This window comes from Xanthomonas sp. 1678, assembly GCF_031455575.1.
In the GTDB taxonomy this organism is placed as follows: domain Bacteria; phylum Pseudomonadota; class Gammaproteobacteria; order Xanthomonadales; family Xanthomonadaceae; genus Xanthomonas_A.
Genome location: NZ_JAVDSZ010000003.1, coordinates 639,324 through 653,316, shown reverse-complemented (window position 1 = coordinate 653,316; position 13,993 = coordinate 639,324). Strand labels below are relative to the sequence as shown.

The 13,993-nt window shown below is 68.0% G+C and carries 13 protein-coding genes and 1 pseudogene; 6 read left to right on the top strand and 8 right to left on the bottom strand.

The genetic code is table 11. The features are described 5' to 3' along the window. Positions 1–4 precede the first annotated feature (4 nt). From J2Y70_RS08985 to J2Y70_RS08950, 8 genes are all read right to left on the bottom strand, one after another. A complete protein-coding gene (locus tag J2Y70_RS08985) occupies positions 5–1,288 on the bottom strand; it encodes a DUF4255 domain-containing protein (protein ID WP_309916066.1) in 1,284 nt (427 codons plus the stop codon). After that, complete coding sequence (locus J2Y70_RS08980; protein ID WP_309916064.1) at positions 1,285–2,079, bottom strand: hypothetical protein; 795 nt, start codon at positions 2,077–2,079, stop codon at positions 1,285–1,287. The genes J2Y70_RS08985 and J2Y70_RS08980 overlap by 4 nt, the downstream gene beginning before the upstream one ends. Then, positions 2,076–2,837, bottom strand: a complete 762-nt coding sequence (locus tag J2Y70_RS08975) for a hypothetical protein (RefSeq protein ID WP_309916061.1) — start codon at positions 2,835–2,837, stop codon at positions 2,076–2,078. The genes J2Y70_RS08980 and J2Y70_RS08975 overlap by 4 nt, the downstream gene beginning before the upstream one ends. 11 nt (positions 2,838–2,848) lie before the next feature. Beyond that, positions 2,849–3,373, bottom strand: a complete 525-nt coding sequence (locus tag J2Y70_RS08970; RefSeq protein WP_263394559.1) for a phage tail protein — start codon at positions 3,371–3,373, stop codon at positions 2,849–2,851. 25 nt (positions 3,374–3,398) lie between these two features. Continuing rightward, positions 3,399–5,303 carry a phage tail sheath subtilisin-like domain-containing protein gene (locus J2Y70_RS08965; RefSeq protein ID WP_309916053.1) on the bottom strand — a complete coding sequence of 635 codons (1,905 nt, stop codon included), beginning with the start codon at positions 5,301–5,303 and terminating at the stop codon, positions 3,399–3,401. Positions 5,304–5,324: 21 nt separating this feature from the next. Further along, entirely contained in the window at positions 5,325–5,690 is a 366-nt protein-coding gene (locus J2Y70_RS08960) for a hypothetical protein (protein WP_263394557.1), read from the bottom strand. A gap of 124 nt (positions 5,691–5,814) precedes the next feature. Next, the gene (locus tag J2Y70_RS08955; RefSeq protein ID WP_309916046.1) at positions 5,815–6,810 is read right to left on the bottom strand and encodes a sigma-54 dependent transcriptional regulator; all 996 of its coding nucleotides are present in this window, start codon (positions 6,808–6,810) and stop codon (positions 5,815–5,817) included. Positions 6,811–7,326: 516 nt separating this feature from the next. After that, positions 7,327–8,157 (bottom strand): helix-turn-helix transcriptional regulator, encoded by an 831-nt coding sequence (locus J2Y70_RS08950; protein ID WP_309916043.1) that lies wholly within the window; start codon positions 8,155–8,157, stop codon positions 7,327–7,329. A gap of 136 nt (positions 8,158–8,293) precedes the next feature. On the opposite strand from J2Y70_RS08950, the gene J2Y70_RS08945 reads away from it, so the two are divergent. The 6 genes and pseudogenes from J2Y70_RS08945 to J2Y70_RS08920 all read left to right on the top strand — a co-directional run bounded on the left by J2Y70_RS08945 (position 8,294) and on the right by J2Y70_RS08920 (position 13,984). Then, complete coding sequence (locus J2Y70_RS08945) at positions 8,294–8,998, top strand: class I SAM-dependent methyltransferase (protein WP_309916040.1); 705 nt, start codon at positions 8,294–8,296, stop codon at positions 8,996–8,998. After that, complete coding sequence (locus J2Y70_RS08940) at positions 8,995–9,738, top strand: siderophore-interacting protein (protein ID WP_309916037.1); 744 nt, start codon at positions 8,995–8,997, stop codon at positions 9,736–9,738. The genes J2Y70_RS08945 and J2Y70_RS08940 overlap by 4 nt, the downstream gene beginning before the upstream one ends. A 281-nt stretch (positions 9,739–10,019) precedes the next feature. Continuing rightward, positions 10,020–10,265, top strand: a pseudogene (locus J2Y70_RS08935) (SWIM zinc finger domain-containing protein); the annotation flags it as partial. Between the two features lie 222 nt (positions 10,266–10,487). After that, entirely contained in the window at positions 10,488–11,351 is an 864-nt protein-coding gene (locus tag J2Y70_RS08930) for a hypothetical protein (protein WP_309916282.1), read from the top strand. Continuing rightward, a complete protein-coding gene (locus J2Y70_RS08925) occupies positions 11,348–12,874 on the top strand; it encodes a DUF5691 domain-containing protein (protein ID WP_309916035.1) in 1,527 nt (508 codons plus the stop codon). Before J2Y70_RS08930 ends, J2Y70_RS08925 begins: the two co-directional genes overlap by 4 nt. A gap of 27 nt (positions 12,875–12,901) precedes the next feature. Then, positions 12,902–13,984 (top strand): AAA family ATPase, encoded by a 1,083-nt coding sequence (locus J2Y70_RS08920; protein WP_263398351.1) that lies wholly within the window; start codon positions 12,902–12,904, stop codon positions 13,982–13,984. The last annotated feature ends 9 nt before the right edge of the window (positions 13,985–13,993 follow it).

Here is a 13,993-nt window from a genome sequence, read left to right as displayed (position 1 = left end):
GGCCTCACGCCAACGCCACGCTCTGTTGCGGATCGAACTGCGGCGCACCCTCGCTGCGCACCACCGGCAGACTGTCCACACCCTCCACGCGCAGCGCCACGGCGTGCGCGCCGGCGACGGCCATCGCCGCAGGCACGGTCGCGTGCACCATGCTGGGAAGGCTCGCGTCAGCCGGCGTGTCGACGCTGTCGACCGCCAGTTCCTGCCCGCCGAACAGCAGCCGCAGGCCGGCATGCTGGGCGGGCAGCAGTTGCGGCACGCAGTCGATCGCCAGCGCGACATCGGCATCCGCGGCCGCCGCCAACGGCACGACCGCGATGCGCGGCGCCAGCATCCACGGCAGGGGATCGCCGATCCGGTCGGGTTGTCCGAGCGTGCTGGCGCGCAGGCGCAGCGTGTACAGGCCGGGCGCCCACGCCGCGGCGGCACCCGGCGCGTCGGCGGCCGGCAGCTGCGCTTGCCAGCGGCGCGGTCCATCGGCCAGCAACGGCAGGGACTGGCGCAGGCCGCTGCGTGCGTGTTCGAACACCAGCTGGGTCTCGGCATCGGCGCCGTCCGCATCGACCCGCAGCAGGTCCCCAAGGCGACCGCCGCGCAGGCCCGGCAGGGTGAGGTTCTCGATCGCGCGCAGGCGCGGCGGCATCGCTGCGAGGGCGCGCGGGCCGCGATCGTCGGGCCCGCGCCGCAGCACCGGCAACGCGGCGCGCACGCTGGCGTCCGACTGGATCAGCACCACCGAGACCTGATAGGCCATCGAAGCGCGGAAGCGCGCCTGCGCCGCCGTCCACAGCTTCGACAGTTCCTCGGCGCCGAGGTACTGCGGGGTGATCTTCAGCCACTCCACCTGATCGGCCAGGCTCTCGGCCGAGAACGCGCCGAACGGCAGGGCCGGCGGCGCCAGCAGCGCACGCAGGCGCTCGCGATCGAGCATCGGCGTTTCGTGCAACGCCTGCATGCCGAGCCCGAGCAGCGCATCGCGACTCAGCTCCTGGTTGCCGAACGCGGTGAGCAGGTAGTGCAGGTCCAGCGCCAGCGGCGGATTGGCGATGCGTTGTCCGGCGCCGTCGCGCGACGCCAGCCCGGTGTTGCGCCAGCCGCTGTTGGCGCTGACCTGGTAGAGGAACAGGTTGATCTGGTTGGGCTCGTTGTCGCCGGTCAGCACGCGGTCCAGCGCCATTGCGCCGACGCCGACGCTGCCGAGCGCAGACAGGTCGAGACCATCGAGATGGCGGTCGACCAGATTCTTCAATGCCGCGGTCACCGCTGCGATGGCGAGGGCATTGCTCATCGCGGGCCCCCGTGGCGCTGTCGCAGGTAGGCTTCGAGGCTGGGCGCCGTTGCGCTGGCGGCAGGGCGCGACGACGGCCGTTGCGACGCAGGCGCAGGCGCGTGGGCGCGGATTTCGACGCTGCCGATGGTGACCTGCACCGACGTCTCGGTCGCGGCCGGCAACGCGGCGCGGCGTGCAGGATGGGCGACCGGCGCGGCGACGCGCTGGGTCGCCGGCAGGCGCGGTGGCAACGGCAAGGTCGGCACCTCCGGCACGGGAGGGGCGGACTGTGTCGGTGCGGGACGCGCGCGGCGCAGCGGTGTGGGATCGACCGCTTCGGCCGCCGGCTGCGCGTGCGGAGCGGAGGGCGCCGGCGCGGTGTCCTCGGTTTCGCGTCGTGGGCGGCGCACCGTCGGCACCGGGGTCTGGTCGCTCGCGGCCACGGTGACCACGTTGTGTCGCGCGGCGGACGAGGCGGGCAGGGGACGCAGCGACGGCGGCGCCGGCAACGTGGGTTGCGTCGGATGCGCCCCCTTTGGCGCCGGCGTGGTCGGGCTCTCGGCGCGTGGCGCGCGCAACGCGACCGGCGCGTCCGGGCGATCGTGATGATGGATGTCGTGCCTGTGCACCACGTAGGCCTCGCCGCCGCCAGGCGGCGTCGGCACCGGCGCGGGGAGTCCAGCATCGAATGCCATCGGTGAGGACGGCGCGGCCTCGCGAGCTTCGAACACGCTCGGCCGGCGCCGCCGCAACGCCGCATGCGCCGGGCCCTGCACCCGTTCCACCAGCCGCTGCAGGAAGCCGCTCATGGCTGCACCATGTCGAGGTAGAAGCGCCTGCGCAGCGGCGTCAGCGCGAGGATGTCGTATTCGCGCCAGCCATAGGCGCGCGCGAGCTGGTGCACGTCGGACAGCAGGTCCTGGGCCCAGTCGTCGAGCGACTCCCATAGATAGCCACCGATGTCGAAGGCCGCGGCCCACGCCGTGGCGCAGGCAGGGCAGGCCAGCGCCAGGCGCAGGTCGGCCAGCGGATCGTGCTCGGCCATGCGCGTTTCCAGCCGTGCCACCAGCGCGGTCGGCAGTTCGTCGGCACTGGCCTCGCGTTCGCCTTGGCGCACGCGCAACACGCAGCGGCGCAGCAGCGCGGCGACCGCCACCGCGGGGTCGGCAGCGGCCTCGCGCAGCGCTACGACGTCGTTGCTGCTGGGCAGACGGAACTCGATCTCCCAGTCCTGTTCGCGCAGCGCCAATGCAGCCGGCACCGGCATCGGCGCTGGAGCTTCGGCACCGCCGAACTGCGCGCAGTCGAACTGCGATTCCAGGGTTTCGCCGCAGGCCGGGCACTGCGTCAAGGTGTGCAGCTGAGGTCCGAACAACGCCGACTGCAACCGGAACAGCGCCGCATCGCGCGTCCCCAGGCTCGCCGCGCCCCACGCGTCGGCGTCGGGCTGCGGCCACACCGCCTGCAACAGGCCGACAGCGCGCGCGTCGGCGGCCGCGGCATGCAGCCGTTCCCAGGTCTGCAACAGCACCTGCTGGAATCCGGCGTCGTGAAAGTCAGCAGGCATCGGCGTCGCGCTCAGGCCGGCTCGGTGAAGCTCGGTTCGGCCGGCTCGACCACGTCGGGGTCGCGCTCCCAGCCTTCGTTCTCGAGCTTGATGTGCTGGATGGCGACCGCATTGGCGTTGGCGTCCAGGTCGGGTAGCGCCTGGTACTCCGATACCCAGCAACGGAACAGGCGATAGGCGATGGCAAGCTGTCCGGCTTCGTTGTAAACCTCGATGATCAAGTCCTTGCGGAAGTCCTTCAACGAGGTTTCCGAACCAAGGCCGGAACCGAAATTCCACACTTTGTTCGCCCACTGCTCGAACTCCTTGTCGTGGGTGACGCCGCGCTCCAGCGTGATCGGCTCGGACTTGGTGCGGCCGGGCGACTTGCGGCTGATGCTCGGATCGCCGCCTTCGCGGTGCTCGACCACCTCCGTGCTGCGCTTGAGCGCGCCGACCTTACTGATGCCGGCGACGTACTTGTTGTCCCATTTGACGCGGAACTTGAAGTTCTTGTAAGGATCGAAACGCTGCGTGTTGACGGTGAACTGGGCCATGGACGTGCTCCGGTGAAGAGGGGGATCAGGTCTCGATCGCGCCGGCGATCTGCTGCAGCTTCAGCACCACGAACTCGGCCGGCTTCAGCGGCGCGAAACCCACCACGACGTTCACCACGCCCAGGTTGATGTCGTTCTGCGTGGTGGTGTCCTTGTCGCAGCGCACGAAGTAGGCGTCGCGGGGCGAGCTGCCCTGGAACGCGCCCTGGCGGAACAGGTTGTGCATGAACGCGCCGACGTTGAGCCGCACCTGCGCCCACAGCGGCTCGTCGTTGGGTTCGAACACCACCCACTTCAGGCCGCGGAACAGGCTTTCCTCGATGAACAGCGCGGTCCGCCGCACCGGGATGTACTTGTACTCGTCGGCGAGTTGGTCGGCGCCGCGCAGCGTACGCGCGCCCCAGACCACGCGGCCGCTGGCCGGCATGGCGCGCAGGCAGTTGATGCCGCGCTGGTTGAGCTCGCCATTCTCGGCATCGGTCAGCGGCACCGACAGCTGCGGCACGCCGACCAGGCCGGCGTCGAGCCCGGCCGGCGCCTTCCACACGCCGCGCTGGGTATCGGTACGCGCGAACACGCCCGCCACCGCGCCGCACGCGGCGAAGGTTTCGATCGCGTTGTTGCGCAGCAGGTTGGGTTGGCGCAGGCGCGGGAAGAACAGTGCGGCGTTGCGGCTGCGCGGATCGGCGAACTCGTCCAGACCGTCCAGCGCGTCGGCCTTGGTGTCCCAGGCGCTGGGCGAGTCGATGACATGGAAGGCGCGGCGCTGCTCGCAGTACGCGGTCGCTGCCGACAGCACGATCGCTTCGGCATCGTAGTTCGCGCCGTCGTTGCTGCGGTAGGGCGGGATGCACAGCAGGTTGAACAGGTCGGCCTGCTCCAACGCGTACAGGCCGCGCTTCTGCACCAGGCCGAGCTCGGGCAGGAAGTCGGTCGCGGCCAAGGCGCCGCCATCGCTGGCGCGGCGGTCGGCCTCGTCGTACTTCAGTTGCAGCGCCGCGCGAGCCTGGTCCATGGTCTGCTTCAGCGCGGCCGTGTCGACGCTGTCGCGGACCGCCTTGTCGAACGCGCGTTTGGCCGCGGCAACCGCGTCCTCGGCGGCGCTGACCTCGTCCACGCCATCGTCGACCGTGGCCGGCAGGCTGCCCTGCACACGCACCAGGTTCGATTCGGAGAGCAGCACCCGGTCCACGCGGCGTGCGCTTTCGACCACGGTGAGGTTGAGATAGGTCTCGCTGCCGCCGCCGGCCGAGGCGTCGCGCACGGTCAGGTTGAACACGTCGCCGGCGCCCACGCCCAGCGTGGCGGCGACTTCGGCGTTGCCCGACATCGCGACGGCGGCGCGCAGCTTTCCGCCCCAGCGCCCTTCGTTGGCGGCCTGCAACGACAGACCGCCGGCCTGCAGCGACGCGCGCGACGGCGCGGCGGCCTTGGCGCCGGCAGCGAGCGCGGAATCCTTGGTCGCCCCTGGTGCTGCCGAGGCGGCGGTGATCGCAGCGGCGACGGCCTTGGCCGCGGACAGCTCGGGTTCTTCGGCGAACGTTGCGGCCTTGGTGCTGGCATTGGCGACCACCGTCGCCAGGTCGGCGCCACCGCCGGCTGCCGCCAATACCTCCGCGGCGGCCGCTTCGGCGTCGACGCGATCGGCGTCGCTGGCGTAGCTGGGGTGGAACAGGCGCACGATCACCGCCTGGCCGCCGCCGTTGAGGAAGAAGTCGCGAACGGCGTAACCGAGTTGACTTCCCAGCCACAGCCCGCCGAAGGTACGCTCGAAGTCGCCGAAGCCGTTGATGGTCACCGCTTCGTTCACCGGGCCACGCAGTGCGCGGCCGACGAATGCCGTCACCGACGTGGCCACACCGGTGATGGTGCGCACGCCACTGGGGATCTCCTCTACGTAGACGCCGGGATAGCTAAGGGCAGCGGGCATTTCGGTTCTCCTTGGTCTCGGTCAGTGCAGGTCGGCGGTGCGATCGGCGTTGTAGGCCACGCTCAACGCATACAAAAATTGTCCGTCCGGAAGCATTCGAACCTGCAGGCGGCCACGTTCCGCAAGCGACGTCAGTACGGCCTCGATACGTCCGCTTTCGCGGTTGTACCGTTGTTGCGGCAGCCACCACCGAACGATGCCCTGCAGCGTGTCCGCGGCTTCCGGATGCGCGCGGAGATACGACAGCACTGCGTCGGCGACTTCCTGATCCGAATCATTTCCATGCGGCTCGAGCGTGATCATGTGAAGCATCCCCAGTGCTTTCTCGGCAAGGGTCGCAACATCCATGCCAGCGATCTTTTCGGCGACGACCGCGTCCGGACGCATGGGAATCCGCAGAAAGCTGTGGTTTGCAGCCCAACTCACGCGCGCAAAAACTGTTGAGCGACCAGTTCGACTGGGGGATTGCCCACCCAACCGCGGTGCGACCGGGTGCGCCTGGACCCGGTGGTCAGTCGTGGCAGTGGCGCCCGATGCCATGGCGCTTGAGCATCTTTCCAAGATGCCGGCGTTCGGTGTTGGCCTCGGTCGCGGCTCGGCTGACGTTGTAGCCGGTACGGGCCATGAGCTGCGTCAGATAGTCGTGCTCGAAGCGCTCGACGGCGCGCTGCTTGGCTTCAGCCATCGAAAGCAGATCGTCGCCGCAGACCGGCGGCATCGAGGTGATCGATGCGGCGGGCAGCACTGCAAAGAGCGTCTTCGCCGCCAGCGCCAATTCACCGAGACCGATTCGGCCATCGTTGGCGCGCACGCACGCCCGGAGCGTGACGTTCTCCAGCTCGCGCACATTGCCTGGCCAGTCATGGCGGGACAGCGCCTGCAAAGCCTGCTCGGTCCACTCGCATGCAGGCAGGCCGAAGCGTACGGTCAGCTCGGCCAGCAGATGCATGGCCAGCCATTTCAGGTCGCCGCCACGATCGCGCAGCGGCGGCAAGGTCAGCTGCAGCGCGCTGAGCCGGTAGTAGAGATCGCGGCGGAAGCGACCCTGTTCGATCGCCAACAGCAACGGACAGTTCGTGGCCGCCAATACGCGGACGTCGGCCATACGCAATGCCCGCTCGCCAACGACCCTGAACTCGCCGCTCTGCAGGAAACGCAACAACGTGGTCTGCGCCCGCGAGGACAGCGAGTCGATCTCGTCCAGGAACAGCGTGCCGCCGCTTGCGAATTCCACCAGCCCCTGTTCGCTGCTGCGCGCGTCGGTAAAGGCGCCGCGCCGGTGGCCGAAGAGTTCCGTCTCGAGCAGGTTGTCGGGCAACGCGCCGCAGTTGACCGGCACAAAGGGTTTGTCGCGACGCGGGCTGGCGTAGTGCAACTGGCGTGCCACCAGTTCCTTGCCCGTGCCGGTTTCGCCCTCGATCAGGACGAACGCATCGCAGCCTGAATAGCACTGAATGAGATCCTTCAACTCCCGCATCGCGTCGGAGTCTCCGACCAACACGGGCATCTCCCTGGGCTTGCGAGCCGCACTGTCCATAGCACTTGACTCCGTCGTTGACCGCTTTTGTAGGTACGTTGCGCGACAGATGGCGAATCACGGGCCGGAAACGCACCTGGATGCAGGAAGCAGAATCTGAGGCAACGTCAAGTTGAACGGGAAAGCCGGCAGTAACCGGACAGCGAACCGCCGACGCGGTTCGCCAACGCCGGTGGGCACCCGGATCTGCGCAAGAGCGCAGCTGTTCTAGGGCGCTAGTATCCGATGGATAGCGTTGAACGAACCGCGTTCCTGGCGGCGAGCTAACGCCATGGGGCAGGGCGGGGGGCCAAATAGCAACTGGCTTTAGGACTTACAGCAAACCCTTTGCCCTGGCGCCCGGAATCTCGGGGCTCAAAGCCATTCGACTTCAGGGGTCGGCAGATTTCTTGCCAGAAGCGTCCCCGCCTAGCCGATGGCCAATTAACGGAGCGCGGACTGGAGCGATCTATCGGGGTAGCGAGGGATCAAGACGCCCAACGCGAGTCAAGAAGGATTACGCCGCTCGGCCATGTAGCGGCCAGGCGAGGTGCCCAGCGCCTTGCGGAACATCGTGACGAAACTGCCTGCGCTTTCGTAGCCCAGATCGTCGGCGACCTGCTGCACCGACACCCCCGTGCTCAACCATTTGACCGCGAGCATCAGGTGAAGCTGCTGGCGCCAGCGGCCGAAGCTCATGCCGGTCTGGTGCGTGAGCAGGCGCGCCAGGGTGCGCTCGCTCATGCCCACGCGCCGCGCCCAGGTCTGCACCGTGCCGCGCTCGGCCGGCTCGGCGACGATCGCCTCCACGATCTTGCGAAGCCGGGGATCGGTCGGCATCGGCAGGCGCAGCGTTCCGATTGGCGCTGCCGCCAGTTCGTCCAGAAGCAGGACGACCAGATGCGATTCGGCGCCGCCCTCCGGATACAGCATCGGCAGGCGTGCGGAACGGATCACCAACTCGCGCAACAGCGCCGTGGTGGAGATCGCGCAGCAGGTCGACGGAAGCGCCGAGGCGACGGCCGGATCGATGAAGGCGATATAGACTTCGATCGTGCCGGCGGCGGTGATCTTGTGCAGGACATCGCTCGGCACCCACAGCGCGCCCTGCGGAGGCACGATCCAGAGACTGCCTTCCACTTCGCAGGTGAGCACCCCACGCAGCAACAGCATGAGCTGTCCCTTGCGATGGCGATGGAAGTCCTTTTCCAACCGGTCCTGCCCGTCGCCGAGGCTGGCCACGTCGATGCCGGCGGTGCCGATGGTCACCACCGGGCGCGGGACGAGGTCCGGGTCGGTCCACTCGGTGGGATCGATGAGATCGGTCAGCACAGGCACGCGGCGTCGACTCCACAGCGATTGGCGGGAATTGCGAATATCTTGGCACAGTTCCCCAATGCCGCCAGCGTTGCGGCTCCCTACGATGCGTGACGGCAGAGGGATACCCCGTCGGCCATTGCCATTGGAGAACATCGTGGATTCACTACACACCGAGCGCGTCGCGCAGACCTTGCAGCATTTGTTCCAGGAAGCCGATCGCGCCGACCAGGGGATCATGGATCAGTTCGAGGCCGATCCCGGCGAACATGCGGAGCAGGCCTTCAGCGGCGCCATCGCGAAACTGATGAATGCGGAAAGGCGCGATCTGCGCGGCGTGTACCAGGGATACGCCGAGAACTTCCTCAACGTCACGCCGGCGTATGGCCGCTTCCTCTACCAGTGCGCGCGCGTGCGCCAAGCCACGCGCATCGTCGAGTTCGGCACGTCGATGGGCGTGTCCACCATCCACCTCGCCGCCGCGTTGCGCGATATGGGTGGCGGGCACCTGATCGGCACCGAACTGGAACCCGGCAAGGCCGCCCGCGCCAACGCGAATCTGCGCGCTGCCGGGCTTGCCGATCTGGTCGACATCCGGGTCGGGGACGCGCGCGAAACGCTGGCCGATGTCGGCGGCCAGATCGACCTCGTGCTGCTGGACGGCGCATTCAGCCTCTATCTGCCGGTGCTCAAGCTGCTCGAGCCGCATCTGAAGCCAGGCACGCCGATCCTTGCGGAAAACGCCTTCGACGTCGACAACGAATACCTGGCCTACGTTCGCGACCCGGCGAACGGCTATCTGTCGCAGCCGATCGCGATCGACGAGGGCAGGGGCAACGAACTGTCGATCTTTACCCGATGAGCGCGCAGAACCCCGACGTCGCGGTACCCGGGCCGGGCCGCATAGGCCGTGCCTTGCTCAGGATGTTCATGAAGCAGGCCAGCGTGGTGCAGGCCGAAAGCCTCGCCGAAAACTTCCGGCTCATCACGCTGGAGAGCCCGGCGTTCCGCGAACTCCAATGGCTGCCGGGCCAGAAGATCCAGATCGCAATGGGCTCGGCGCTGGTCGCGAGGACCTACACGCCGATCGAATGGGACGCGGTAGCCGGGCGAACCCGCATCGTCGCGTACACGCACGGCAGCGGACCCGGCAGCGCCTGGATCGACAACGCCAAGCCCGGCGACGCATGCGATGTCTTCGGCCCGCGCGCATCGCTCGATCTCGGTCGCATCGCCGGTCCCTGCGTCGTTCTCGGCGACGAGACCTCCATCGGGCTGGCCTACGCACTCAATCGGCGGATTGGCGGCCGCAGCGAGGTGGCGTGTCTGCTTGAAGTGGCCCGCGAGGCCGCCGCGCGCGCAGTGCTGGATCGCCTTGACCTGGACGACGCCGAACTGTTCATCCGCTGCGCCGACGACCGGCATCTCCAGGACATGGAGCGCCGCTTGCACGTGGTCGCCGCAGCTAATGCAACCTTCGTCTTGACGGGCAGGGCCGCATCCATCCAGCGTCTGCGCCGCACGTTGAAAGGCCTAGGCATTCCGGCATCGCGCATCGTCGCCAAGGCGTACTGGGCGGAGGGTAAAACTGGGCTGGACTGAGGTTTGCGAACTGGGTCTTTGATCGATCAGGGAGGTTTATCGAGGATAGATAGGTCCAAGCAAACAGACTGGGACTAGGGATCAGGGATCATTGTCGGAGTAGGGGGATGCCTGCTTCTGGTCGGAAGCGAACAAGCCGCGCGAATTACATGTGCCCTGGTTACTCTACCGCCACAATTTTGCAACTCGCTGAGGGGGCTTCACCAGTACCCAAACGACCATGATTTCTGCAGCTGTCCAACCTCGGCTATCATCCTCCGCAATCTGATGTGAGTACGGATATGGAAGTGCGACTCACGCGCGAGCAGGTGCTCGCGCTTGCGCCTGATGCATCGTCAAGCAAGGCGGCTGGTGGTCTGGCCACAGACGGAAAATGGGGCCTGCTCGGTGTCGACGTCGAAGCCCTGTGGGGCGAATGCCAAGGCAGCGGCGCCAATCCATACCAGACCCAAGTGGAGCTGACCACGCTGGTGAGCCGCTGCTCGTGCCCCAGCCGCAAGTTTCCTTGCAAGCACGGCCTGGCATTGTTGCTGCTATATGCCGCCGGCAATCCGCGCTGCGTGCCAAGTGCGCGCCCAGCCTGGGTGGAGGAGTGGATGCAGGGCCGTCGCGCCCGTGCGGTCCGGAAGGAGGAGGCCGCCGCCAGCGTGTCTCCGCCGGATCCGCAGGTGCAGGCCGCCGCTGCCGCCAAGCGCGAACAGGCGCGCTGGTCGCGCATGGAAACCGGTGCGGCAGAACTGCAGCGCTGGGTGGCCGACCAGTTCCGCCAGGGGCTGGCCAACCTGGGCGCGGGCTTCGAGCAGGAAGCGCAGCGCATGATGGCACGCATGGTGGATGCCCAGGCCCCGGGACTGGCCAGCCGGCTGGAACGGGCGCTGGGCGAGGGCGGACGCGACCTTGCCCAGCTGGCCGAACTTGGCGAGTGCCTGGGGCTGTTGCAGCTGCTCACCCAGGCGGTGCCCCGCATGGACACCTTCAGCGCAGCGCGCCAGGCCGACCTGCGCACTGCGCTGGGTTGGCCGATGGAGCGCGAAGCGGTGCAGCGAGAGGGCGAGACCGTGCGCGATCGCTGGCACGTGCAGGGTCAACATGTGATTGAACAGCCAGGCAACTTGGTGGAGCGCCGCGTGTGGCTGCATGGCCTGGAAAGCGGGCGGGCCGCACTGCTGCAGGACTACAGCCACGGTGGGCGCGGTTGGGAGCAGCATTGGCGCAACGGCCATGTTCATGCGGGCACGCTGCATTTTCACGCGGGCACGGTACCGCTGCGCGCGGTGCCGGGCGAGGTGGAAGCGGGCATGGACGCCGGTACGGCGTTGCCGCGCGAAGACACGCTGGACGCCGCCGCGCAGGCGTACGCCGTCAACCCATGGCTGCCGCAGGTACCCATGCGACTTGGGCAGGCGCATGTGGCGCACGATGGCCGCAACGCCTGGGTGCAGCACGCCGAGGGCACGCTGCCGCTTCGGCTTCCGACGATGCAGGGCTGGGCGCTGATGGCGTTTGCCGGTGGCCACCCGCTGTACCTGATGGGCGAGTGGGACGGCCAGGCGCTGCTGCCACTGACCGCATGGAACGCGACGGGCGAGCGCTGGGAAAGGAGCGGGGCATGAGCGAGGCATGGTTGAAGCCGGCCCTGCTGGGCATAGACCGCCCGCAGGCCATTCCCGCCGCAGGCGCGCTGGGCGAAGTGCTCGCTGCCGTGGCCACGCAGGAAGACGCCGCGCTGGGCTACAGCCAACAGGTTGGCGTCCTGGCCGCCTGCCGGCGCGCCGCCCTGCGCATGGCCGCGCCGGTGGCTTTGCCGCCGCCTGCGGAAGTCGATCCTCTGGTGCTGCCCACCGGCCACGCCTGGGCACCGCTGTTGAAGGGGCTATTCACCAGCGCACAGCCGTCGCCGTGGATGAAGCGCGCCCGTTACGAAGCCTGCTTGCAGCTGGCCGCACATAACCGGCACCTGCCGGTGGCGGTGCTGCCGCAGGCGTTGGAAGCCGGTGTCCGCCTGAGCGCGTTGCGCCCCGGCCTGCGCCCGGTGCTGGGTGTACGCGGCCGCTGGCTCGCGGCCTGCAATGCAGACTGGGCCTACGCGGCCGATGCGGTAGGCGAAGCGGAGGCACCGACGGACCTGGAGCAGGTGTGGAACGAAGGCGCGTTTGATGCGCGCCTGCTGCTCTTCCGGCAACTGCGTGCGCACGACGCCGAGGACGCCCGCGCGCGCTTGCAGGGCACGCTGAAAGACCTTTCCGCGCGCGAACGGGTGGACTTCGTCGCTGCGCTGCAGCCGCAGCTGAGCGAGGCCGACGCGCCGCTGCTGCAGCCGCTGTTGAAGGACCGCAGCCGCGAGGTGCGCATGCTGGTGGGTCCGATGCTGGCTCGGCTGCCGTCCACGCCGCACGCGCAGTACGTGCAGGCGCAGATGCTCGCCCTGCTGCAGCACCAACCCGGTGGGCTGCTGCGCCGTGCGACCTGGAAGCTGGAAGCTCCCTCGGCGGCCGATGCGGGATGGGCCGAAGCCGCCATCGACGGCAAACGCCCCAACAACGATATGTTGGGTGAGCGTGCCTGGTGGCTCTATCAGGTGGCGCGCCAGCTGCCGCTGGCGTGGTGGTGCCATACCCTGGAAAAAGCGCCAGCCCAGGTGCTGGACTGGGCCCGCAGCACGGACTGGTATGACGCGCTGTTGCGCGCCTGGCTGGAGCGTGTGGACGCCAGCGAACCAGAATGGGTGGAAGCCCTTATCGGCGTGGAGCAGCGGCACATGAGCCTGGGCGATCTGCTGGCCATGCTCCCGCCGACGCAACGCGAACGGCACTGGCCCACCAGTGCGGCCGAGCTTCAACAAAAACGCCTGTTCGGCGAAGTGTTGGACAGCACCGGCCTCGGCCAGACGCTCAGCGCGACTTACTCGCAGCAGTTGGCTGCCGGGCTGGGTGCGCTGTTTGGCGAAGGGTCCCTGCGCTACGACTACACCCTGCGCGACGCGCTGCTGGAGCTGCTGGCCGTGCTTCACCCCTCCGCGCTGTCGCACGTGCAGGTGGCCGAAGCACGGGCCGACGCCACCGAGGCCATGCACGACTGCGTGCAGCAGGCACGCCAACTTCTGGCCTTGCGTCAGGCGCTGCATTCCGCTTTCTGATCATCACGACCTTTCATTGGAGCCAACATGAGCACTGCCGTCCTGCGCCAGCACGCCGAACACCAATACGCAGAAGAGTTGGAAGAACTGCGCCGCCAGGACACCCGCCAGCGCCCGGCCAACTGGATGCTCTCGCCGTGGGCGGTGGTGACCTATCTATTGGGCGGCACGCTGGAAAACGGCTTTGTGGTCAGCCCCAAGTACATCGGCGAGCGTCGCCTGATGGAAGTGGCCGTGGCCACCATCGCCACCGACCGCGCCCTGTTGCTGTTCGGGGTGCCGGGCACGGCCAAGTCGTGGGTGTCCGAGCACATGACCGCGGCCATCAGCGGCGATTCCACCCTGCTGGTGCAAGGCACGGCCGGCACCAGCGAAGAGCAGATCCGCTACGGCTGGAACTACGCGCAGTTGTTGGCCCATGGCCCCAGCGAGAAGGCGCTGGTGCCCAGCCCGCTGATGAACGCCATGCGCCTGGGCAAGATCGCGCGCATCGAGGAACTCACCCGCATTCCGGCGGATGTGCAGGATGCGCTTATCACCGTGCTTTCCGAAAAGACCCTGCCGGTGCCGGAACTGGGCAGTGAAGTGCAGGCCGTGCGCGGCTTCAGCGTGATCGCCACGGCCAACAACCGCGACAAGGGTGTGAACGAACTTTCCAGCGCGCTCAAGCGCCGCTTCAACACGGTGATCCTGCCGGTGCCCTCCAGCGAGGAAGACGAAGTGGCGATCGTGGTCAAGCGCGTGGCCGAAATGGGCGTGGCGCTGGACCTGCCGGCCGAACCGCCGGCACTGCAGGAAGTCGCGCGGGTAGTACGCATTTTCCGCGAACTGCGCAACGGCGTTACCGAAGACGGCAAGGCCAAGCTGAAGAGTCCCAGCGCCACGCTTTCGACCGCCGAGGTCATTTCGGTGATCAACAACGGCATGGCCCTGGCCGGCCACTTCGGCGATGGCGTGCTGCGCCCGGGCGACATGGCCGCCGGCATGATCGGTGCCATCGTCAAGGATCCGGTGCAGGACGCGCTGGTGTGGAAGGAATACCTGGAAACCGTGGTGAAGGAACGCGACGACTGGAAAGACCTGTACCGCGCGTTCCGCGATCACGTCTGAGCGGCCGGC